This window comes from Delftia sp. (assembly GCF_059499305.1).
In genome coordinates this window covers 26,669-49,087 of sequence record NZ_JCABYI010000005.1, presented here as the reverse complement: position 1 = coordinate 49,087, position 22,419 = coordinate 26,669, and the positions used below count along the sequence as shown (strand labels likewise).

Genomic DNA, 22,419 nt, shown 5'->3' with positions numbered 1-22,419 from the left:
TTGTCCATCCTGTAGTGCATGTATTGCAGCCGCCGCCCGCGCACCGGTGGCGGGCGGCGCCGCTGCATTGTCGGCGACGCGCCGGGCCTGCGGACTGTGCCGCAGGCGACACCATCGCCACACTGCGGACGAAGCTCAGGCAAAGCGCCAGGCAATGGAGCCCAGCGGCCCGTAGTCCACATGGAAGCTGTCGCCGGCCTGGGCCGTGACGGGCCGCGTGAACGAGCCTGCCAGCACCACCTGGCCTGCGTCCAGCTGCTCATCCCATTGCGCGAGCCGGTTAGCCAGCCAGGCCACGCCCGTGGCCGGATGGTTGAGCACGGCGGCCGCCACGCCGGACTCCTCGATCACGCCGTTGCGCTGCAACAGCGCCGACACCCAGCGCAGGTCCACCGCGTCGGGGCGCACGGGCCGCCCGCCCATGACGATGCCGGCATTGGCCGCGTTGTCGGCGATGGTGTCGCGCACCGTGCGCATGGCCTGGGTATCGCGGTCCTTTTGCTCGATGCGGGCGTCGATGATTTCCACGGCGGGCACCACCCAGTCGGTGGCGGCCAGCACATCGCACAGGGTGACGCCCGGCCCCTTGAGCGCGCGGCCCAGCACGAAGGCCAGCTCCACCTCCACGCGCGGAGCGATGAAGCGCGCAAAGGGAATGTCGCCGCCGGGCTCGAAGAACATGTCGTCCAGCAGGGTGCCGTAGTCGGGCTCGGTGATCTGCACGGCCTGCTGCATGGCACGCGAGGTCAGGCCGATCTTGTGGCCCCTGACCGTGCGGCCCTCGGCGCGCTTGAGCCGCATCCAGGCGCGCGAGATGGCGTAGCCGTCCTGCACCGTCATGTCCGGATGGCGGCGGGAAAAGTGCCGGACCTGCACCCGGCTTTTTTCGCTGGCGTGCAGCTCGGCCGCCAGGCTGTCTATGGTGTGTTGCGCAAGCATGGGCGGCCCTTCAGCGCGCGGCGGCGCCATCGTCGGCCCAGGCCAGGTAGCCGTCGGACACGCCCTGGCGCTGCATGGCATCCCAATGCGCCACCGAAGGCGTGGGCATCTGGAAGGCATCGCCCACGCGGCCATACCAGCCGGGGTTCTGCAGCCGCGCGATCAGCTCCATGGGCGCGGGGTCGAAGTACATGAGCTCGCCATCGACCACGGCCGCATCCATGACGTGGGCGGCCAGCACGTCGGCCAGCACCAGGCTGCGCACGCCGTCGATATCGATGATCTGGCGCACGCGGCACTCGAAGGACGCAGGGCTGTCCGCGATGCGCGGCGCCTTGACGCGCCGGGCATCGCCCAGGACCAGGCCGGCCTGGGCCGACTCGTCCACCTGCGCGCCGAACTCTATGGCCGTCACCGCCATGCGGCGCGCCAGCGGCTCGGACACCAGGTTCACCACGAACTCGCCCGTGGCCGCGATGTTGCGCGCCGTGTCCTTGAGCACCCCCTGGCGCGAGCCGATGCACACGCACAGCAGCGGCGGATCGCCCGACATGGCGTTGAAGAAGGAAAACGGCGCGACGTTGACCGTGCCGTCCCCGTCCACCGAGCTGATCCAGGCGATGGGACGGGGCAGAACCAGGGAGTGCAGGATGTTGCTGCGCTGCTCGCTGTTGAGCGATTGCATTTCAAAGTACATGGGATTCCGGAGGGGAAGGGAAAAAGGGAGGGCGTCGCGTCACTCGTTGCCGGCGCGCGCCGCGTCCTGCTCGGCCTGGGCGATGCCGGGGGCGCGCGCATTGGACTGGTGCAGTTCCACCAGGTTGCCGGCCGGGTCGCGCAGGAACAGCTGCTTGAGGCTGGGCGATGCCACGTTGTCCAGCGTGAAGTAATCGACGCCGCGCGCCAGCAGCTCCTGCTCGGCGCCGAGGATGTCGTCCACGGCCAGCGCGATGTGGTTGGACACGGGGTCCTTGCCCGGGCCCTGCGCATAGCGCGACGGCCCCTCGCTGCCGAGGATGTGCAACTGGCTGCCGTTGGGCAGGTTGATCCAGGAGCCGTAGATGCCGGGGATCTTCCAGCGCGCGGCGTCCTGGGGCAGGTTCAGCACTTCGCGGTAGAAGTCGAGCATGGCGTCGGCCTGGGCGTGGTTGACGCCGAATCCGACATGGTGGAGTTCCAGAACTTTGATGGGCATGGGATGTCCTTGCAGATTTGTGTGCCGCCAAATAATACGCTTAACGTACTATACACAAAGCGTAATATATGAAAGCCGTAAAATCAACCGCCCTTTCTTCTACCGGCTTCAACCCGGCTTCAACCCGGTTTCACCCGCTTCCATCCACTCCCATGAGTCCGCGCAAGACCGCTGCCGCACCGGCCCCCGACTCCACCCCCCTCGCCAACGCCCCCGAAGCGCTGCGCCCGCACCTGGCCCTGATGGCCGAGACCGCGCAGCCCGGCACCGACACGCCGGCCGCCGGCCTGGGCCTGCTGCTGCTGTGGCTGGCCGACGATGTGGAGCAGCGCGCCAACGCATCGCTGCAGGCGTTCGGCCTGTCCGAGAGCAAGCTCGACGTGCTCATGATCTTCGGCCTGGCCGAGCGCGGGCTGCTGGGCGACACGGTGGTCACGCCGTCCTATATCGCCAGCTACGTCGGCGTGACGCGCTCGTCGGTGACGGGCCTGCTGGACTGGCTGGAAAAGCGCTCGCTGCTGGCGCGCAGCCTCAGCCAGGAAGACCGCCGCAGCTTCGACCTGGCGCTCACCGACCAAGGCCGTGAGGTACTGGCCCGCGCGCTGCCGGCCTTCTGGCGCATGTGCGAGTCCCTGGTCGACTACCTGGACGAGGGCGAGCGCGCCAGCCTGCAGTCCATCCTCTTCAAGGCCTGGACGAGGATGAAGGCGCAACAGGGCGCTTGAGCCTGGGAGCGCGGCAGGCCGCCCTGGCTGCCGCAAGCCTGCGCAGCCGGCACGGTGCCATATTTCGCGCGGGCATAAGCTCAATCTTGCCTGTGCAAAATTTCCTTTGCGATCAATGCCTTGCGCCGTGCATGGCTCGCTATAAGGAAATGTGAATTCCGTCGTGGTGCGCGCCGGGGCCGGGTGTTGCAATGCCTTCAGAGGCCATGCCGGCAGGCGCCATGTGGGCGCCGGCGCCGGGCCTGGCCGAGCTGGAGGAACCACGCCTTGCCCACGCGCAGAAACACATTGCTCTGGTCGCTCGCCGCCACGCTGGCGCTGCCCGGCCTTGCGGCGGCCGCCGCGCTGAAGATAGGCGTCACGCCCGGCTCGCTGGCCGACTCCGTGGAGGTCGCCGCCAAGGAGGCGCGCGCCCAGGGGCTGGACGTGCAGGTCATCGAGTTCACCGACTGGACCACGCCCAACACGGCGCTGGCGGCCGGCGACATCGACCTCAACTACTTCCAGCACCAGGCCTTCCTGGACAACGCCATCCGCGAGCGCGGCTATGCCTTCGCCAGCGTGGCCACGGGCCTGCTGCCCAACATCGGCCTGTACTCGCTCAAGACCCAGCGCTTTGCCGACCTGAAGGAGGGAGCGCGCGTCGGCGTGGCCAACGACCCCGTCAACCAGGGGCGCGGCCTGCTGCTGCTGGAGAAGGCCGGCCTGATCCAGCTGCGCGAAGGCAAGGGCCCGCGCGCGGGGCTGGACGACATCGTGTCCAACCCGCGCAAGCTGCGCTTTGTCGAGATCGAGGGGCCGCAGCTGGTGCGCGCGCTGGACGATGTGGACCTGGCCCAGGGCTACCCGGCCCACTTCGTCAACGCCGGGCGGCCCCAGGTGGCCGGCAATGCGCTGCTGTATTCGGGCATTGACGACCTGTACTACGCCATCCGCTTCGTCTCGCGCCAGGACAACGCCCGGGACCCGCGCATTGCGCAGTTCGTGCGCATCTACCAGACCTCGGGCGCCGTGCAGGCGCAGATCCACAAGTCCTTCGCCGCCAACGACAGGCTGTACAGCCTGCCGTGGCGCAAGCCGTGACGCGGCCCCTTCCTGCCTTTTCGAACCCTTTTTTTCCGGAGATCCCGATGAAGCTTTCCCGTGCCCTGATCGCCCCGCTGGCCGCCCTGGCCCTGTTCTCCGCCCACGCTGCCGACAAGCTGCGCATCGGCGTGGTGCCCGGCGCCTACGCCGACTCGGTGGCCGTGGCCGCCAGGGAGGCCAAGGCCCAGGGCATCGATGTGCAGGTGGTGGAGTTCACCGACTGGACCACGCCCAACGTGGCCGTGGACTCGGGCGACCTGGACATCAACTACTTCCAGCACCAGCCCTTCCTGGACAACGCCATCCAGAAGAACGGCTACAAGCTGGCCAGCGCGGGCACGGGCATCCTGGCCAACGTGGGCCTGTACTCGCTCAAGCACAAGGCCATCGCCCAGGTGCCGCAGGGCGGCAAGGTGGGCATTGCCAACGACCCCGTGAACCAGGGGCGCGGCCTGCTCTTGCTGCAGAAGGTGGGGCTGGTCAAGCTCAAGCCCGGCGTGGGCTACCTGGGCAGCCTGAATGACATCGTCGAGAACCCCAAGAAGCTCAGCTTCGTCGAGGTCGAGGGGCCGCAGCTGGTGCGCATCACGGGCGACGTGGACCTCGCCCAGGGCTACCCGCACTTCATCGTGGCGGCCAAGGCCTTCGATCCGTCCAGCGGGCTTGCATATTCCGGTATCGAGGACGCGCGCTTTTCCATCCAGTTCGTGGTCAAGGCCAGCCGCACGCAGGACCCCGTGGTGCAGAAGTTCATCCGCATCTACCAGAACTCCGATGCGGTGAAGGCCGAGGCCCAGCGCGCCTTCTCCAACGACAAGCGCCTGTACAACCTGGCCTGGGTCAAGCCCTGAGCGGCACGGGGAGGACTTCAGCCATGTCAACCAGCATTGCAGCCAGGCAGCCCCTGGCGGACAGGCCGGCCCACGAGGCGGACAGGCCGGCCCATGACGCGGGCAGGCGCTCATCGGCAGCGGCCGGCACCGCGCGGGAATCCATCCGCGGACCCGGCGCCGTGGCCTTCAGCGGCGTGGCCAAGACCTACCAGTCTTCGGCAGGACCCGTACAGGCGCTGGACGCGATCAGCCTGGAGATCGCGCCGGGCAGCATCTTCGGCATCATCGGGCGCAGCGGCGCGGGCAAGTCCAGCCTGCTGCGCACCATCAACCGGCTGGAGCAGCCCAGCAGCGGCCAGGTGCGGGTCGACGGCGTGGACATCGGCACGCTGGACGAATCGCAGCTGGTGCAGCTGCGCCGGCGCATCGGCATGATCTTCCAGCACTTCAACCTGCTGTCGGCCAAGACGGTGCATGACAACGTGGCCCTGCCCCTGCAGGTGGCGGGCCTGCCGCGCGCACGCATCAATGCGCGGGTCAATGAGCTGCTGGCCCTGGTGGGCCTGCAGGAGAAGGCTGGCACCTATCCGAGCCGGCTGTCGGGCGGGCAAAAGCAGCGCGTGGGCATTGCCCGCGCCCTGGCCACCGACCCCGAGATCCTGCTGTGCGACGAGGCCACCTCGGCCCTGGACCCCGAGACCACGCAGTCCATCCTGGAGCTGCTGCGCACCATCAACCGCAAGCTGGGCATCACCATCGTCCTGATCACGCATGAGATGAGCGTGATCCGCGAGATCGCCGACCGCGTGCTGGTGCTGGAGCAGGGCCGCATCGCCGAGCTGGGCGAAGTCTGGAAGGTCTTCGGCAACCCGCAGCACCCGGCCACGCGCGCCCTGCTGGCACCGCTGCAGCATGGCCTGCCCGACGACCTGCGCCAGCGCCTGCTGCCCGACGCGCCCGCAGGCCGCCACGAACGCATCCTGCAGCTGACCTACCGCGGCGAGGACGGGCTGGAGCCCGACTTCCCGCGCATCGCCCAGGCCCTGGGCGGCCGGGTGCGCCTGCTGCATGGCGGCGTGGACCGCATCCAGGGCCATGCCCAGGGGCAGCTGCTGATCGCGCTGGGCGGCGGCACGGCCGCGCATGACTGGCACACATTGACGCAGGGCCCGGCGGCCATTGCGCATGACATCAAGGATCTCGGATATGTCGCTGAATCTGTCCATTCCCATTGAGCGCTACGGCAACGCGCTGGCCGACACGCTGATGATGGTCGGCGTCTCGGGCGGCATCGCGCTGGCGGCGGGCATTCCGCTGGCGGTGCTGCTCATCGTCACCGCGCCCGGCGGCTTCCTGGCCTCGCCGCGCACGCACCGCGCGCTGGGCAGCGTGATCAACGGCTTCCGTGCCACGCCCTTCATCGTGCTGCTGGTGGCGCTGATCCCGTTCACGCGGCTGGTGACGGGCACCACCATCGGCGTGTGGGCGGCCATCGTGCCGCTGGCCATCAGCGCCACGCCGTTCTTCGCGCGCATCGTCGAGGTCAGCCTGCGCGAGGTCGATCCCGGCCTCATCGAAGCCGCCCAGGCCATGGGCTGCCGCAAGTGGGACATCGTGCGCCACGTCTACCTGCCCGAGGCCCTGCCCGGCATCGTGGGCGGCTTCACCATCACCCTGGTGGCGCTGATCAGCTCCTCGGCCATGGCTGGCGCCGTGGGCGCGGGCGGCCTGGGCGACCTGGCCATCCGCTACGGCTACCAGCGCTTCGACACCCAGGTGATGCTGCTGGTGATTGCCGTGCTGATCGCGCTGGTCACCGTGGTCCAGGTGCTGGGCGACCGCTACGTGCGCCGGCTGCGCAGCCGCTGACGCTGAAAACAGGCACCACGCCTTTCCCTCCGGGGCCGCCGCCTGGCGGCCCTCTCCCCACCGACTCAGCAACGAGGCACGGAATGACCACACCGGATGCCCTGGGCGCAGCCTTGCCCGGCAACACACACCACACCCCGGGCGGGGCGCTGCGGCGCCTGCCCCTGCCGCCCTCCACCCCGCACCGCATCACCAGGGAGGCCGAGGCCCTGCAGGCCGCCCAGGCCCTGGCCGATGAATGGCGCGTGGACGCAGCGGCCCGCGACCACGAGCGGCGCCTGCCCTGGCAGGAAATCGAGCGCTACACGGCCAGCGGGCTGGGCGCCATCACCGTGCCCCGCGCCTACGGCGGCCTGGGCGCTTCCTACGAGACGCTGGCCCAGGTCTTCGTCACGCTGTGCGCGGCCGACCCTTCGCTGGGCCAGATTCCGCAGAACCATTTCGCCGTGCTGCAGAACCTGCGGGACATGGGCAGCGATTCCCAGAAGCGCCGATGGTTCGCCGACGTGCTGGCCGGCCACCGCCTGGGCAATGCCGGGCCGGAACGCAAGGGCCGCGCGGCCCATGTGCTGGAGGCCACCGCGCGCCTGTCGCGCGATGCGGCAGGCGGCCTGCGCGTCAGCGGCACGCGCTTTTACTCCACGGGCTCGGCCTTCGCGCACTGGGTGCCGTTTCGTGCCCAGGACGAGGAAGGCCGCATCGTGCAGGTCTGGGTGCGGCGCGATGCGCCGGGCGTGACCGTGTTCGACGACTGGGACTCCTTCGGCCAGCGCACCACGGCCAGCGGCAGCGTGCAGCTGGACCAGGTGCAGGTACAGCCCGAGGACGTGGTGCCTGCCTGGCAGTTCGAGGCCACGCCCTCGCTGTCCGGCCCGGTGTCGCAGCTGATCCAGGCCTCCATCGACGCGGGCATTGCCCAGGGCGCGCTGCGCGACGCGGTGGACTTCGTGCGCGACAAGAGCCGGCCCTGGATGGACTCGGGCGTGGCGCGTGCCAGCGACGATCCCCACCTCATCCACGAGGTCGGCCAGCTGCAGATCGAGGTGGATGCGGCCTATGCCGTGCTGCTGGAGGCCGCGCGCACGCTGGATGCGCTGGCTGCAGCGGCGGGTGGCGCGGTGGACGAGCAGGCCAGCGCCCAGGCCTCGGTGGCCGTGGCCGAGGCCAAGATCCTCACCACCGAGGCCGCGCTGCAGGCCGGCGAGCACCTGTTCGCGCTGGCCGGCTCCTCGGCCAGCCGCGCTGCCCACCACCTGGACCGCCACTGGCGCAACGCCCGCGTGCACACGCTGCACGACCCCGTGCGCTGGAAATACCACCTGCTGGGCAACTACCTGCTCAACGGCGCCCTGCCGCGCCGCCACCAGTGGAACTGACCGCCATGACACAGACATCGACCCAAGAGCTGCAGGCCCTGGCCTCCACGCCGGGCAGCCAGCCCGCTCCCGCAGCGCCTGCGGCCCGGCCCGCCCACATCATCGGCAGCGAGGCCGAGGCGCTGGAAGCGGCCCGCAGTTTTGCCGCCCTCATCGCCCCCGGCGCGCTGGCGCGCGACCGCGACCGCCTGCTGCCCTGGCAGGAGGTGGAGCAGTTCAGCCAGAGCGGCCTGTGGGGCATCACCATTCCCCGGGAGTACGGCGGCGCGGGCGTGTCCACGGCCACGCTGACGCGGGCCATTGCCCTGATTGCGGCGGCCGATGGCAACTTCGGCCACATTCCGCAGAACCACTACTACTCGCTGGAAGTGCTGCGCGTGGGCGGATCACCCGCGCAAAAGGCCTTCTTCTATGACCGTGTGCTGCGCGGCGAGCGCCTGGGCAATGCGCTGGCCGAGATCGGCCACCGCGACTTCCAGCGCCGCACCCGGCTGCTGCGCGACAGCGGCGGCTGGTTCGTGCAGGGGCGCAAGTTCTATTGCACGGGCGCCCTGTTCGCGCACTGGATTCCCACCCTGGTCAGCGCGCAGGAAGAGGCGCCGGGGCACGGCGAGCGCATGTATCTGGTCTTCATCCCGCGCGATGCGGCCGGCGTCACCGTCACCGACGACTGGGACGGCTTCGGCCAGCGCGTGACGGGCAGCGGCTCCGTGCAGTTCGACCGCGTGCGCGTGGAGCCCGAATGGGTGGTGCCCTTCACCAGTTCCTTCGAGCGGCCCACCACCATCGGCCCCTTTGCCCAGATCATCCATGCCGCCCTGGACGCGGGCATTGGCCACGGCGCGCTGCAGGCCGCCCTGCCCTTCATCCGCGAGCATGCGCGGCCCTGGGTGGACGCGGGCGTGGCCAGCGCCACGCAGGACCCGCTGCTGCTGCAGCAACTGGGCAATGTCCACGTGCGCCTGCGCGCCGCCGATGCCCTGGTGGCCCGCGCGGCCCTGGCCGTGGACGCCGCCCAGCGTGCGCCCACGGACGACAGCGTGGCCGCCGCCTCGGTGGCCGTGGCCCAGGCCAAGGCGCTGAGCACCAGCGCCAGCCTGCTGGCCGGCAGCAAGCTGTTCGAGCTGGCAGGCACGGCCTCCACCCTGGCGGGACAGGGCCTGGACCGCTTCTGGCGCAACGCGCGCACCCACACCCTGCACGACCCCGTGCGCTGGAAATACCACGCCGTGGGCAACTACGTGCTCAACGGCATACGCCCGCCGCGCCATGGCGCGCTCTGACCTTTATCAACGACACAGGAATGCAATGATGACAACGACCTCCCCCACACTCTGGCCCCGGCTGGCCGCCTTCCTGGGCGCTGCCCTGCTCGCGGGCAGCGCCCTGGCCGCGCCCCTGAAGATCGGCGTGGTGCCAGGCATCTTCGCGGACTCGGTGGAAGCCGCCGCCAAGGAGGCCAAGAAGCAGGGCCTGGACGTGCAGGTGGTGGAATTCACCGACTGGGCCACGCCCAACGTGGCGCTGGACGCGGGCGATATCGACCTCAACTACTACCAGAACAGCAACTACCTGGCCAATGCAGCGCGCAGCAAGGGCTTCAAGTTCACCAGCGTGCAGGCGGGCATCCTGTCCTACCTGGGCCTGTACTCCACGCGCCACAAATCCCTGGCCGACCTGCCCACGGGCGCCAAGGTGGCCATTGCCAGCGACCCCGTCAACGTGGGCCGCGGCCTGCGCCTGCTGCAGCACGCGGGCCTGATCACGCTGCGCCCCGACACCGGGCTGCTGGGCACCCAGGCGGACATCGTCTCCAACCCCAGGAAGCTGCAGTTCGTGGAGATCGAGGGCCCGCAGCTGGCCCGCACCACGCCCGACGTGGACCTGGCCCAGGGCTTTCCGTATTTCATCATCGCCTCCAAGGCCTTCGATGCCAGCAAGGGCCTGGCCTACACCAGCTACGAGGACGACTCCTGGGCCATCCAGTTCGTGGCCCGCAGCGACCGCGCGGCCGACCCGCGCATCGCCCGCTTCCTGGACATCTACAAAAACTCCGACGTGGTGCGCAAGACCATCCACGCCTTCTACCTGAACGACCAGAAGCTCTACCGCCTGGCCTGGTTGAAGAACTGACGCAACGGACTGCAGGACCCGCCCCATGACGCAAGCCAAGCGCCACATCCACGTCAACGCCTTCAACATGAACTGCGTGGGCCACATACACCACGGGCTGTGGACCCATCCGCGCGACCGCTCCACCGAGTACGGCACGCTGGCCTACTGGACCCACATCGCCAGGGTGCTGGAGGAAGGACTGTTCGACGGCATCTTCATCGCCGACGTGGTCGGCTACTACGACGTCTACCAGGGCGGCGTGGACCTGACCCTGCGCGAAGGCATACAGCTGCCCGTCAACAACCCCTGGCTGCTGGTCTCGGCCATGGCGGCGGTGACGCGGCACATCGGTTTCGGCCTCACGGCCACCGTGGGCGCGCACCAGCCCTATACCTTTGCGCGCGACGTGACCACGCTGGACCAGCTGACCAACGGCCGCATCGGCTGGAACATCGTCACCGGCTATGTGGACAGCGGCGCGCGCGGACTGGGCCAGGACGGCCTGGCCGAGCACGACAGCCGCTACGACCGCGCCGACGACTTCCTGGAGCTTTCCTACAAGCTCTGGGAAGGCAGCTGGGAAGAGGGTGCCGTGATCGCCGACAAGGCGCGGCGCATCCACGCCCTGCCCGGCAAGGTGCACCCGGTGGTGCATGAGGGGCCGTTCTACCGTGCCAACGCCATCCACATGAGCGCGCCCTCGCCCCAGCGCACGCCCGTGCTGTTCCAGGCCGGCACCTCGCCGCGCGGGCTGCGCTTTGCAGGCCGGCATGCCGAGGGCATCTTCATCGGCGCGCGCACGCCCGAGGCCGCGCGCGAGGCCTCGCGCCAGCTGCGCCAGGCCGCCGTGGACGCGGGCCGGCGCCCCGAGGACATCAAGATCTACGCCGGCGTGGCCGTGGTGCCCGGCCGCACCGAGGCCGAGGCCCGCGAGAAATACGCCGACTACCTGTCCCACGCCAGCGCGGAAAGCGGGCTGGCCCACTTTGCCGCCAGCACCGGCGTGGACTTTGCGCAGTACGGGCTGGACGACCCCATCTCCTTCGGCAACACCAACGCCATCCAGTCGGCGGCCCAGGCCGCGCAGAAACAGGGCTGGACCACGCGGCGCAAGCTGCTGGAGCAGTTCACGCTGGGCAGCCGCTACGCCACCATCGTGGGCGACCCGTCCCAGGTGGCCGACGAGCTGGAGCGCTGGATCGACGTGGGCGAGATCGACGGCTTCAACCTGACGCGCATCGTCGCGCCCGAGACCTGGGAAGACTTCGCCCGCCTGGTCGTGCCCGAGCTGCAGAACCGGGGGCGCTACCGCACCAGCTACGGCGACGACGCCACGCTGCGCCAGCGCCTGTTCGGCCAGGGCGACCGCCTGCCCGCCAGCCACGCCGCCGCGCGCTGGCGGCGTTGAAGGCACCGCGCAGGCCGCGCTGCGCAGGGACGGGCGCAGCGGCCGTGCGCATATCGCCAGAACGCATTAGCACATGCCATGCGCCACAAAATCCCTTTCAGAAACAAGCACTTGCCAAGGCACCCAAACCGATAAGCAAATGCGTTAAGTTTCTTTCGCCATACCGGCGTTCGGCCCTGTAATGAAGGCATCCATCCCACCTCATCCGGGCTGGCAGTCTTCGCAAACCGCATGCCGCGCTGCCTCCTGGAACCCACGCCAAGGAGTTTCCATGAGCCGATCGCTGAAGACTGTCATCGTCAATGGCAGCCTGAGCCGCCCCTCCCGCACCCGTGTCCTGCTGGACGCCCTGCATGCCCGCCTGGGCCAGGAGCTGCCGCTGCAGGCACAGGTCATCGACCTGCTGGACCTGCAGCCCCACCTGGGCGCGGCCCTGTCCAAGAACGACCTGCCGCCGGCCACGCTGCAGGCCATCGAAGCCATCGAGCAGGCCGACTTCCTCATCGTCGGCGCCCCGGTCTTCCGCGCCAGCCTGCCGGGCCTGCTCAAGCACCTGTTCGACCTCATCGACCTGGACGCGCTGCAGGGCACGCCCGTGCTGCTGGCCGCCACCGGCGGCAGCCCGCGCCACGCCCTCATCCTGGACCACCAGCTGCGCCCGCTGTTCGGCTTTTTCTCGGCCCTCACCCTGCCCATTGGCGTGTACTCCACGCCCGAGGACATCCAGGACGGCCAGGTCCACAGCGAATCGCTGCGCCAGCGCATCGAGCTGACCGTGCAGCTGTCGGCCCCGGTGCTGCGCGGTGCGCTGCAGCAGCTGGTGCAGGCCCAAATCCAGGCCGAGGCACAGCCGCCTGTTCCCGAAGCCGCCGACCTGGCCCTGGCCGGGCAGCCCGCGTGAGCCAGGCACAGGCCGTCCCTGCGGACCCGATAGCCACTGCGCAGGATCTGGCGCAGCGCCTTGCCGCCACGGCGGCCCTGCGCGATGCCGCAGGCGGCACGCCCAAGGCCGAGCGCGATGCGCTGCGCGCCAGCGGCCTGCTGGCACTGAGCATTCCGCGCGAGCTGGGCGGCCTGGGCGCGGACTGGGTGCAGACGCTGGAGACGGTGCGCATCCTCGCCACGGCAGACGGCTCGCTGGCCCATGTCTACGGCTTCCAGCACCTGCACCTGGCCACCGTGCAACTGTTCGGCCAGCCCGCCCAGTGGCGGCCCTGGCTGCTGCAGACGGCACGCCACCGCTGGTTCTGGGGCAATACGCTGAACCCTCTGGACCGTCGCACCACGGCCACGCGCCAGCCCGGCCACTGGGAGTTTTCGGGCAAGAAGAGCTTCACCTCGGGCGCGCTGGACTCGCAGATGCTGGTGGCCTCGGCCATCGATGCCGACAGCGGCCAGCTGCTGATCGGCGTGGTGCCCACGGAGCGCACGGGCATCACCTTGCTGCGCGACTGGGACAACATGGGGCAGCGCCAGACCGACAGCGGCTCGGCCCTGTTCGAGCGCGTGCGCGTGGAGGCGGCAGAGCTGCTGCTGGACCCCGGCCCGCTGTCCACGCCGCATGCCGCGCTGCGCCCGCTGCTGGCCCAGCTCATCCTGGCCCATCTGTTCCTGGGCATTGCCCAGGGTGCGCTGGAGCAGGCGCGCGGCTACACGCTGAACGAGGCGCGGCCCTGGTTCAAGTCCCCTGCCGATGCGGCCGGCGCAGACCCCCACATCCAGGCGCTGTATGGCGAGCTATGGGCCGCGCTGGAAGGCGCGCGCCTGCTGACCCTGCAGGCCGCGCAGCGCTTTGACGCCGCCTGGCGCCGGGGCCCGGCGCTGACCGCCCACGAGCGCGGCGAAGTCGCCGTGGCCGTGACGGCCGCCAAGATTGCCACCACGCGCTCGGGGCTGGACCTGTCCAGCCGCATCTTCGAGGCCACGGGCGCGCGCGCCACGCACGCGGCGCTGCGCTTTGACCGCTTCTGGCGCAACCTGCGCACGCAGACGCTGCACGACCCGCTGCACTACAAGCTGCAGGAGCTGGGCGACTGGGTGCTCAACGGAACCCATCCGCAGCCCAGCTTCTATTCGTGACGCCGCGCCATGAACACCCGTCTGCCCACCTGGCCGCCCGGCAAGTCCTCGGCAACACCTGCGCCCGTACCTGCAACCGTGCATGCGCCCGCAGCCTCTGCCGCGCACGATGACGGCGCCGCGCCCGCGCCGTGGATACTGCAAGACCCGGCCTCGCAGGCCCTGCTCAAGACCATGGGACAGGTGGCCGCCAGCGAGGCCGGAGTCCTCATCCTGGGCGACAGCGGCGCCGACAAGGAAATGGTGGCCCGCCACATCCACCGCCTGAGCCCGCGCCGCCACGGCCCCTTTGTCGCCGTCAACTGCGGCGCGCTGTCCGAGGCCCTGATCAACGCCGAGCTCTTCGGCCACGAAAGCGGTGCGCTGACGGGTGCCTTCGGCAACCTGCCCGGCCGCTTCGAGGACGCCCACGGCGGCACCCTGCTGCTGGACGAGATCGACGACCTGCCCCTGCACGTCCAGAGCAAGCTGGTGCGCGTGCTGCAGGACAAGGCGGTCACCCGCATCGGCGCCAGCCAGCGCACGCCGGCCGATGTGCGCGTGCTCGCGGCCAGCAGCGCGCCGCTGCACACCAAGGTGGCGGCGCGGCGCTTTCGCGAAGACCTGTACTACCTGCTTGATGTCGTCACCCTCACCGTGCTGCCGCTGCGCCAGCGCCCGGCCGACATCCTGCCGCTGGCGCGCCACTTCATCGCGAGCTACTGCCAGCGCATGCGCTACGCGCCCATGGCACTGAGCCAGGACGCGCAGCGCAAGCTGCTGGAGCACGACTGGCCCGGCAACAGCCGCGAGCTGGAGAACGTCATCCACCGCAGCCTGCTGCTGACCCAGGGCATGCACATCGGCGCGGGCGACCTGCACATCGCCAGCAGCCAGGGCGAGCCCGATCCCGTCCCCACACGCGAGGCCGAACACGGCGCCCAGGCCGCCGCCGCCGAACTGGCCCTGGGCGAAGCGCTGGACAGCCTGTGCGACGTGCATGCCGAAGGCCTGGAGCAGCACGTGCTGGGCGCCCTGCTGCTCAAGGCCTGGCAGCGCAACCGCGGCAACCAGGTGCAGACCGCGCGCCAGCTGGGCATCAGCCGCAGCGTGGTGCGCGCGCGGCTGCAGCGCCTGGGCCAGGTGCCGGGCGAGGCCGCGCCACCGTCTTTTCCATCGTCCCCGGAGATCTCATGAGCCAAGACCCCCACGCATCGCCAGACATCTTCTGGTTCCTGCCCACCTCGGGCGACACGCGCTACCTCGGCACCTCCGACTTCGGCCGCGCACCCACCAACGCCTACATGCGCCAGATCGCCGTCACGGCCGAGGAGCTGGGCTACGACGGCCTGCTGATCCCCACCGGCAGCTCCTGCCTGGACCCCTGGGTGGTCGCCTCCAGCCTGGTGCCCGTCACGCAGCGCATCAAGCTGCTGGTGGCCCTGCGCACCTCGCTGGGCGCGCCCGTGTCAAGCGCACGCCAGGCCGCCACGCTGGACCAGGCCCTGGGCGGGCGCCTGCTGCTCAACGTGGTGCCCGGGGGCGATGCCACCGAGCTGGAGGCCGACGGCATCTTCCTGGCCCACGACGAACGCTATGCCTATGCCGATGAATTCCTGACCATCTGGCGCCGCCTGCTGGCCGGCGAGGCCGTGGATTTCGACGGCAAATACTTCAAGGTCAAGCAGGGCCGCAACTTCTTTCCCCCGGTGCAAAAGCCGCATCCGCCGCTGTACTTCGGCGGCTCCTCGGACGCTGCCCATGACCTGGCCGCGCGCCAGGTGGACGCCTACCTCACCTGGGGCGAGCCCCCCGCCGCCGTGGCCGAAAAGTTCGCCGACATCCGCCGCCGCGCCGCGCAGCAGGGCCGCCAGGTCCGCCTGGGCGTGCGGCTGCACGTCATCGTGCGCGAGACCAACGAGGAGGCCTGGGCCGATGCCGAGCGCCTGATCAGCAAGCTCACCGACGAGGACATCGCCCGCGCCCAGGCCGGCTATGCGCGCATGGACTCCGTGGGCCAGTCGCGCATGGCCGCGCTGCACGGCGGGCGGCGCGACCGGCTGGAGGTGGCGCCCAACCTCTGGGCCGGCGTGGGCCTGGTGCGCGGCGGCGCGGGCACGGCCCTGGTCGGCGATGCCGCCACAGTGGCCGAGCGCCTGCGCGAATACGCCGCGCTGGGTGCGGACAGCTTCGTGCTCTCAGGCTACCCGCACCTGGAGGAGTCCATCCGCTTTGCCGAGCTGGTCTTCCCCCTGCTCGGCAAGCGGGCCGTCACCACCAGCGACCAGGCCCAGACCGGCGGCGCGTTCGACATCCGCAGCATCCAGCGCCGGCAGTCTGCATCGTGAGCCGCCCCCGGGCTTGCGCCTTGTCAGACCGCAAGACCCCGCAGGCAGCTCGCCCGCTCAAGCCCCCAGATGTTTGACAGCAGCTGCCGGGCACGTCCCGCGCCGGCGACGGGAGCGGCAAGCTCCATGAACTTGTCCTCCAGCTCCCCATCCGACAACGGCAGTTCGGGATCGCCCTTGCGATCGGGCTGCAACCAGACATGGCGGCGTCCATCCCTGGCAACGATTTCCAGTCGCGCCGATCTCTTTCCCGGGAAGGCCCTATCGATTTGCGGGTCCACCGAGACCTGGACGCGCTCGAGCATCGCGCGCACGGCGGGATCGGCCAGGCGCTCGGGGGTGTACGCGGACATTCGCACGCTGCCATGGACCAAGGCCGTCGCCACCACGAACCGGAGACTGAAGCGCGCTTCGTTTTCGGTCACGGGATCGGTGTAGCAGGCGATATCCAGGGCCGGGCCATAGGTGGCCACGGCCACGCTGCAGATGTCGTCCGCCCGCAGGGCATGCTGGCTGCGCAGAGCCAGCGCGGCGTCGATGGCCGCAAAGGTATGGCCGCAGCCGACATGGTTCTTGAAGGTGAGCCGGGTGATGTGGAAGTCCCTGCCCAGCGTGTCCCCGATGCCTGACCAGTCCGGTCCGTCGCTGACAGCGCGGCCCAGGCCCGACTCCCCCTCCAGCACATCCAGCGATCCCGTCACCCCCCTGTGCGCGAGTTGCGCAGCCAGCAGGCCGGCCTCCGCTGCGCGCCCGGCATGCAGGGGCTTGGACATCGAATCCATGCGGAATGCCTGCTGCAGACCCGCAGAGAAGGTGGCCGCCGTGGCCAGTGCATGGGCGAATGGCCCTGCATCCAGCCGCAGCGCATACCCTGCGGCCGCCGCTGCCCCGAAGACGCCCACGGTGCCGGTGTTGTGCCAGAAGCGGTAGTGGGCCCGGCCCAGGGTCACTCCGATGCGGGTGGAGACCTCATAGCCCAGCACCACGGCACGCAGGAATTCCAGGCCACTGGCCCCTGCCTGCTGGCTTGCCGCCAACGCCGCTGCAATGGTTGCTGCCCCGGGGTGGTACATGGCATCGCGGAAGCTGTCGTCCACCTCGGCGGCATGGGCCGCCGAGCCGTTGAAAAATGCCGCCGCCCGCGCCGTGGCCATGCGGCCGTTTCCAAGCCGGCAGGACCCACGGTCCAGATCCTCGGCAAGCACCTGTTCCAACTGTGCAAGAGGCGCGCAGCCCAGGCCCGGGAACAAGGAGGCATACCAGTCGATCACGGCCCGCTTGGCGTGGTGGATGACGGTGTCGGGAAGCTCGGTGCGTTGGTATCGAGAGGCAAATTGTCCGAACACTTCGGTCGCATGCATGCGTGGTCTCCTGGATGAACACTGGCCGGGGCAGTCTCACTTTTTTTGGCACAAATGTGCAGTGGCCGGCCCCTCAGGCCAGAACCAGCACACCATCCGCAGCGCACACGCCCTGGCCCTGCGGCAGCACGAACACCGGGTTGATCTCCGCCTCGATCACGCGGTCGCCCAGTTGGGCGGCCATCGCAGAGAACGCGACGATGGCATCGGCCAGGGCATCGACATCCGCCTTGGGGCGGCCGCGAAAGCCGTCCAGCAGCGGCCAGGTCTTGAGCTCCCTGGCCATGTCCAGCGCTTCTGAGCGGCTCAGCACACCCAGTTGTGTCCCATCGTCCGGCAGCAGGCGCAGCGTGGTGTCCTGGAACAATTCGGCCGCAACGCCCCCCATGCCCAGCATCACGGCGGTGCCCAGCGCATCCTTGTGCAGGCCCAGGATCAGCTCGGTGCCGCCGGCCACCATCTGCTGCACCAGGAACCGGTCCGGGCGCACGCCCGCCCTGGCCTGCACGTCGGCCACCATCGCACCCAACCGGGCACCTATGGTCTGCGTCGTCAGGCCGACGGCGACACCGCCCACATCGCTCTTGTGCGTGATCCGGGACGAAAGGATCTTGAGCACCACCCGGCCGCCCAGTTCGCGCGCGGCGGCTTCGGCCTCTTCGGCGGTATGCACCACGCGCTCGGCCGCGCACGGCACGCCGAAGCGGCGGAAAACGGACTTGGCCTGCGCTTCATCGAGGCAGCCGACGGGCAGATCCGGTTCCTGCAGGGTGTGCTTGCCGACGACCAGCTCGGAAGGCGCACCCTGGAAGCCGTTGACTCGCAGCATGCCCGCCAGCGCGGCCGTGCAGCTTTCCGCCGCAGCGAAGGCCGGCACGCCGCGTTGCGTGAGCAGCGCGCCGATTTCCGGCGCATGCGGGCTGACGTAGGCCAGCACCGGCTTGTCGGAGTGGGGCAGGCAGTCCTGGATGGCACCGGCCAGCAGCTCGGGCATGGCCAGGCTGGAGGAGCCGACGATGATCACCAGCGCGTCGTAGCTGGGGCTTGCCAGCAGGGCATTGATGGCGCCGCGCAGCAGGTCGGGACGCAGGCCCGCCAGGGTCACGTCGATGGGGTTGCGGTCCAGCACGGCTTCGCTGCCGGTCTGCAGCGCGCGCAGTGCATCGGCCGTCGCCTCGTCCGGCGCAGGCGTGTCGAATCCGGCCACGCCCAGATCGTCCGACACCAGGGTGCCCGCACCGCCGGTGGAAGTCAGGATGGCGATACGCCTGCCGCGCAGCCTGCGGCCCGTGGCCAGCGCAGCGGGCACGTCCAGCAGGTCGGCAAAGCTGTGCGCACGGATCACGCCGACCTGGCGGAACAGCGCGTCGTACATGCGATCGGCTCCGGCCATGGCGCCCGTGTGCGATACGGCGGCCTTGGCGCCGGCCTCGGAGCGGCCGATCTTGAAGGCCACCACGGGCTTGCCGGCACGCGCGGCCTTCAGGCAGGCGGCACGGAACCTGGCGGGATGGCGCACCGTCTCCACATACAGCGCGATCACCTTGGTGGCCGGGTCATCGGCCAGGTGATCGATGAAGTCGGCCAGTTCCAGATCCACTTCGTTGCTGGTGGAAATGAGCTTGGACAGCCCGATGCCACGCGCGGCCGCGCGCGACAGCAGCGAGCCCAGGATGCCGCCGCTTTGCGAGACGACGCCGATGCCTCCGACGGGGAACTCGTCCATCTCCAGCGCGCCCGAGGGCGACAGCACGATCCGGTCGGTCAGGTTGACCAGGCCGATGGTGTTGGGCCCCAGCAGGCGCATGCTGCCGGCCGCCTCGATCAGCTGCCGCTGGCGGTGCGCCCCGTCCTCGCCCGTTTCCGTATAGCCGCTGGCCAGCACGATGGCTGCCGCGCAGCCCAGCGCCGACAGTTCCCTGACGGCCTGGTGCGCACGCTCGGCGCCCAGCAGCACCACGGCCACATCGGGCACTTCAGGCAACGAGGCCACATCGGGATAGCAAGGCAAATCGCCGATGCGCTCCACGCGCGGATTGACGGGAAGAATGCGGCCGGCAAACCCGTGCTTTTGCAGGTAGGCCACCGGGCGGCCCGTGGTTTTCTTCAGGTCGGCAGAGGCGCCTATGACGGCGACACTGCGCGGCGACAGCAGCTTGGCAATGGCTTGGCTCATGGCATCACTCCTTGGCGGCCGTCTTGGCCAGGAAGGCCTCCACCGATGCGCGGTGTTCACTGCTGGTGTAGCAGATGCCCTGGGCCTGGCTGCCCTGGGCGAAGACATCGTGCGAAGACAGCTCGAAGCTCTGGTTCAGGATGGTCTTGGTCAACGCCAGCGCGGTGGAAGAAGCCGAGGACAGCTCGCGCGCCCAGGCCTGGGCCTCTGCCACCAAGGTCTCGGCGCTGGCCTGGCGGTCCACGATGCCCAGCGCCAGGGCTTCCGGCAGCTTGACCTGGCGGCCCGTGAAGATCAGCTCCTTGGCCTTGGCCAGGCCCACGCGGCGCGGCAGGAAGTACATGCCGCCGCCGTCGGGGATGATGCCGCGCAGCACATAGCTCCACGCGAAGCTGGCCCACTCGCTGGCGATGACGAAATCACAGGCCAGCGCCGTGTCCGCGCCCAGGCCCGACGCTGCGCCGTTGACGGCGGCGATCACGGGCTTGGGCATGGTGTGCAACAGGGCCTGGACGTGGTGCACGCGCTGCTGGCGCTGCCAGCCGTTGAAGCCCACCTCGCCCGCAGGCGCATTCATGCGCCTTTGCATTCCGGCAATGTCCCCGCCGGCGCAAAAGCCCTTGCCCGCGCCTGTCAGCACCAGGGCCTTGATGGCCTTGTCTGCCGCCACGCGCTCCAGGGCATCGATGAACTCGGTGCGCATGTCGTCACTCATGGCGTTGCGCTTGTCGGGGCGGTTCAGGGTCACGGTCGCCACCGCATCGGCGACATTCAGTTGGATCAGTTCGTAGTTCATGGCGTGCTCTCAAGGCGATCGCGGGCAATGCGATCAATCGGGATGGATGTTGTTTTGCCTGACGATCTGGGCCCAGCGCTTTTCCTCGGCCTGCACATAGGTGTCCAGTTCCGCCGCCGGCCCGGCATTGACCACCAGGCCTTCGTGTTCCAGCTTGCGAACAAAGTCCGGCGAACGGGCCGCCTTGCGGGCCGCAGTGTTCAGGCGCTCGATCACGGCAGCGGGCGTGGCGGCCGGCACGTACAGGCCGTACCAGCTCTCGACGCGGTAGCCCGGGACGGTGACGGCGATGGGCGGCGCATCCTTGAAGGCCGCAGACGGCTCGGCCGTGGTCACACCCAGCACGCGCAGCTTGCCGTTGTCGATGAAGGTGGATACCGCCGCCGCGGTGGCAAACATCATGTCCACCTGGCCACCCATCAGATCGGTGAGTGCCGGGCCTGCGCCACGGTAGGGCACATGGGTGATCCTGACCTTGGCCAGGTTGGCAAACAGCTCCCCGGCCAGATGCGCCGACGTCCCGGCGCCCTGCGAGGCATAGGTCAGCTTGTCGGGACTGGCCTTGGCGGCGGCCATCACGTCCGCCACCGTCTTGTACGGGCTGGCGGCGGGCACCACCAGCACGTTGGGGCCGCGGCCGATCAGGATCACCGGCGCGAAGGCCTTGTTGCTCCCGTACGGCAGCTTGGCCTGCAGCGCCGGATTGACGGCGTGCGCGAAGGAAGCCACGACCACGGAGTAGCCGTCCGGCGCGCTCTTGGCAACGTTGTCGGTGCCGATGATCGTGCCGGCACCGGGCTTGTTGTCCACGATGACGGGCTGGCCCAGGTCCTTGGCCATCTCGGCGCCCAGCGTGCGTGCGATCAGGTCGGTTCCGCCACCGGGCGCGAAGGGCACGACGAGGCGCACGGGCTTTTCCGGGAAGGCTGCAAAGACTGCGTTGCAGGCAGTCGCGAGCACGGCAAAGAGCGCAATGGCCCTGGCGCAACGGCGGGCGGCGAAACGAAGCATGGTGTGTCTCCTGGTTCTATGGGCAGAGGTCCGTTCCATGCGCAAGCGTTGCGATGACGCTGGCGACGGATTGGTGAAAGCTTAGGGAAACGCACCGCAGTTGTGATCCCCCATGTTCCAACCAGTGAAACCGCACAGCGAGCGCGCCAGGACTTGCGTTTTCATCTGCCATCCTTTCGGTGGAATACTCCACGCCATCAGGCGCCCGCGCCTGTGCAGCAAGAACCAGGCTTTCAACCGAGGATGAACCGGTCCTCCCGCAGGCGGCAGCAACATGACCCACAGGCGATCCCCCATACTCCATGACAAGCCCGGTCAGTCCCCGAGCAACCGCTCCCTGGAAAGAGGCATCGAAATACTCCGTGCGTTCAGGCCCGGGTCGGAACTGCTGGGCAACGGCGACCTGGTGGAACGCACCGGACTGTCCAAGGCCACCGTGAGCCGGCTGACGCAGACCCTGGTGGGCTGCGGCATGCTGCAGGTCGATCACCAAAGCCGCGCCTTTCGCCTGGCTCCCGCTGTCCTGAGCCTGGCGCACGCCATGCGTACCGGATCGACGGTGCTGTCGATGGCGGCCCCCCTGATGCGCACCCTCGCCGAGACACGCAGGATCAACGTGGGCCTGGCCTGTCCCGACAGGGACGAGATGGTCTATCTGGAATCGATCCGCTACAACCGCCGGATTGTGCTCAGGCATGTGGTGTCGGGTCAGCGCGTGCCCATGGAGCTGACGTCGCTGGGCCGTGCCTACCTTGCCGTGGCGCCGCCTGCCAGGCGCAAGGCACTGTTCGACAGCTTCAGGCTCAAGAGAGGCGCCCAATGGCGCGACCTGGAAAAACAGATCCAGGCGGCCATCAGGTCCGTGAAAAGCCAAGGCTTCTGCGCTGCATCGTGGCAGCCGGAAGTGGTTGCACTGGCCACGCCGCTGGTGACACCCGATGCCATCTATGTCCTGAACTGCAGCGTGTCCACGACGGAGCCTGTGCCAGCCATCGTGCAGGAGCTGCACCCGGCGTTGCTGCAGCTGGGCCGCCAGATTCAGAGCCTGCTGGAGAAACGGTGAGGTTTGGCCGCCGTTCCGCGCACCTGCGGGCGGCCCGCTTTGCATAGGGAAAAAACATAG

Annotated in this window: 21 protein-coding genes; 14 read left to right on the top strand and 7 right to left on the bottom strand. The window is 69.3% G+C overall.

From position 1 onward, the window contains the following. Window positions 1–135: 135 nt before the first annotated feature. From hpaH to AC5I49_RS05080, 3 genes are read right to left on the bottom strand one after another with little or no spacing between them, the layout of a single operon-like run. On the bottom strand, window positions 136–939 hold the full coding sequence (hpaH, locus tag AC5I49_RS05090; RefSeq protein WP_016449088.1) for a 2-oxo-hept-4-ene-1,7-dioate hydratase: 804 nt from the start codon (window positions 937–939) through the stop codon (window positions 136–138). A 10-nt stretch (window positions 940–949) separates the two neighbouring features. Further along, window positions 950–1,636 (bottom strand): flavin reductase family protein, encoded by a 687-nt coding sequence (locus tag AC5I49_RS05085; RefSeq protein ID WP_495788941.1) that lies wholly within the window; start codon window positions 1,634–1,636, stop codon window positions 950–952. Between the two features lie 39 nt (window positions 1,637–1,675). Then, window positions 1,676–2,134, bottom strand: a complete 459-nt coding sequence (locus tag AC5I49_RS05080) for a VOC family protein (RefSeq protein ID WP_017404212.1) — start codon at window positions 2,132–2,134, stop codon at window positions 1,676–1,678. Between the two features lie 152 nt (window positions 2,135–2,286). Between AC5I49_RS05080 and AC5I49_RS05075 the strand changes: the two genes are divergently transcribed. The 13 genes from AC5I49_RS05075 (at window position 2,287) to ssuD (ending at window position 15,952) form a co-directional block, all read left to right on the top strand. Next, window positions 2,287–2,859: a MarR family winged helix-turn-helix transcriptional regulator gene (locus tag AC5I49_RS05075; RefSeq protein ID WP_016454129.1), complete on the top strand. Its 573-nt coding sequence runs from the start codon at window positions 2,287–2,289 to the stop codon at window positions 2,857–2,859. A 267-nt stretch (window positions 2,860–3,126) separates the two neighbouring features. Then, window positions 3,127–3,942 carry a MetQ/NlpA family ABC transporter substrate-binding protein gene (locus tag AC5I49_RS05070; RefSeq protein ID WP_183019138.1) on the top strand — a complete coding sequence of 272 codons (816 nt, stop codon included), beginning with the start codon at window positions 3,127–3,129 and terminating at the stop codon, window positions 3,940–3,942. A 47-nt stretch (window positions 3,943–3,989) separates the two neighbouring features. Then, complete coding sequence (locus tag AC5I49_RS05065) at window positions 3,990–4,796, top strand: MetQ/NlpA family ABC transporter substrate-binding protein (RefSeq protein WP_279493190.1); 807 nt, start codon at window positions 3,990–3,992, stop codon at window positions 4,794–4,796. A 23-nt stretch (window positions 4,797–4,819) separates the two neighbouring features. Then, on the top strand, window positions 4,820–6,013 hold the full coding sequence (locus tag AC5I49_RS05060; protein ID WP_495788940.1) for a methionine ABC transporter ATP-binding protein: 1,194 nt from the start codon (window positions 4,820–4,822) through the stop codon (window positions 6,011–6,013). Continuing rightward, window positions 5,985–6,647 carry a methionine ABC transporter permease gene (locus AC5I49_RS05055; protein ID WP_012203707.1) on the top strand — a complete coding sequence of 221 codons (663 nt, stop codon included), beginning with the start codon at window positions 5,985–5,987 and terminating at the stop codon, window positions 6,645–6,647. The genes AC5I49_RS05060 and AC5I49_RS05055 overlap by 29 nt, the downstream gene beginning before the upstream one ends. A gap of 83 nt (window positions 6,648–6,730) precedes the next feature. Continuing rightward, entirely contained in the window at window positions 6,731–8,023 is a 1,293-nt protein-coding gene (locus tag AC5I49_RS05050) for an SfnB family sulfur acquisition oxidoreductase (protein WP_495788939.1), read from the top strand. 5 nt (window positions 8,024–8,028) lie between these two features. Next, window positions 8,029–9,306 carry an SfnB family sulfur acquisition oxidoreductase gene (locus tag AC5I49_RS05045; protein ID WP_016449095.1) on the top strand — a complete coding sequence of 426 codons (1,278 nt, stop codon included), beginning with the start codon at window positions 8,029–8,031 and terminating at the stop codon, window positions 9,304–9,306. 25 nt (window positions 9,307–9,331) lie between these two features. Beyond that, window positions 9,332–10,156, top strand: coding sequence for a MetQ/NlpA family ABC transporter substrate-binding protein (locus tag AC5I49_RS05040; RefSeq protein WP_012203704.1), 825 nt, complete (start codon window positions 9,332–9,334; stop codon window positions 10,154–10,156). Between the two features lie 25 nt (window positions 10,157–10,181). Then, window positions 10,182–11,546 carry an LLM class flavin-dependent oxidoreductase gene (locus AC5I49_RS05035; protein ID WP_495788938.1) on the top strand — a complete coding sequence of 455 codons (1,365 nt, stop codon included), beginning with the start codon at window positions 10,182–10,184 and terminating at the stop codon, window positions 11,544–11,546. A gap of 271 nt (window positions 11,547–11,817) precedes the next feature. Beyond that, entirely contained in the window at window positions 11,818–12,447 is a 630-nt protein-coding gene (gene msuE, locus AC5I49_RS05030) for an FMN reductase (protein ID WP_016453782.1), read from the top strand. Further along, window positions 12,444–13,625: an acyl-CoA dehydrogenase family protein gene (locus AC5I49_RS05025; protein ID WP_016450172.1), complete on the top strand. Its 1,182-nt coding sequence runs from the start codon at window positions 12,444–12,446 to the stop codon at window positions 13,623–13,625. The genes msuE and AC5I49_RS05025 overlap by 4 nt, the downstream gene beginning before the upstream one ends. A 9-nt stretch (window positions 13,626–13,634) precedes the next feature. Then, window positions 13,635–14,801, top strand: coding sequence for a sigma-54 interaction domain-containing protein (locus tag AC5I49_RS05020; RefSeq protein WP_392459194.1), 1,167 nt, complete (start codon window positions 13,635–13,637; stop codon window positions 14,799–14,801). Then, window positions 14,798–15,952, top strand: coding sequence for an FMNH2-dependent alkanesulfonate monooxygenase (gene ssuD, locus AC5I49_RS05015; protein WP_016453780.1), 1,155 nt, complete (start codon window positions 14,798–14,800; stop codon window positions 15,950–15,952). Before AC5I49_RS05020 ends, ssuD begins: the two co-directional genes overlap by 4 nt. Window positions 15,953–15,975: 23 nt before the next feature. On the opposite strand, the gene AC5I49_RS05010 is transcribed toward ssuD, so the two are convergent. The 4 genes from AC5I49_RS05010 to AC5I49_RS04995 form a co-directional block, all read right to left on the bottom strand. Then, entirely contained in the window at window positions 15,976–17,313 is a 1,338-nt protein-coding gene (locus AC5I49_RS05010) for an MmgE/PrpD family protein (RefSeq protein ID WP_495788937.1), read from the bottom strand. Between the two features lie 73 nt (window positions 17,314–17,386). Further along, entirely contained in the window at window positions 17,387–19,489 is a 2,103-nt protein-coding gene (locus AC5I49_RS05005; protein ID WP_495788936.1) for an acetate--CoA ligase family protein, read from the bottom strand. Window positions 19,490–19,493: 4 nt separating this feature from the next. Then, window positions 19,494–20,285 carry an enoyl-CoA hydratase/isomerase family protein gene (locus tag AC5I49_RS05000; protein ID WP_016450167.1) on the bottom strand — a complete coding sequence of 264 codons (792 nt, stop codon included), beginning with the start codon at window positions 20,283–20,285 and terminating at the stop codon, window positions 19,494–19,496. Between the two features lie 33 nt (window positions 20,286–20,318). Then, entirely contained in the window at window positions 20,319–21,296 is a 978-nt protein-coding gene (locus tag AC5I49_RS04995) for a tripartite tricarboxylate transporter substrate binding protein (RefSeq protein ID WP_043791119.1), read from the bottom strand. Window positions 21,297–21,570: 274 nt separating this feature from the next. Between AC5I49_RS04995 and AC5I49_RS04990 the strand changes: the two genes are divergently transcribed. Then, window positions 21,571–22,359, top strand: a complete 789-nt coding sequence (locus AC5I49_RS04990) for an IclR family transcriptional regulator (protein ID WP_160856087.1) — start codon at window positions 21,571–21,573, stop codon at window positions 22,357–22,359. Window positions 22,360–22,419 lie beyond the last annotated feature (60 nt).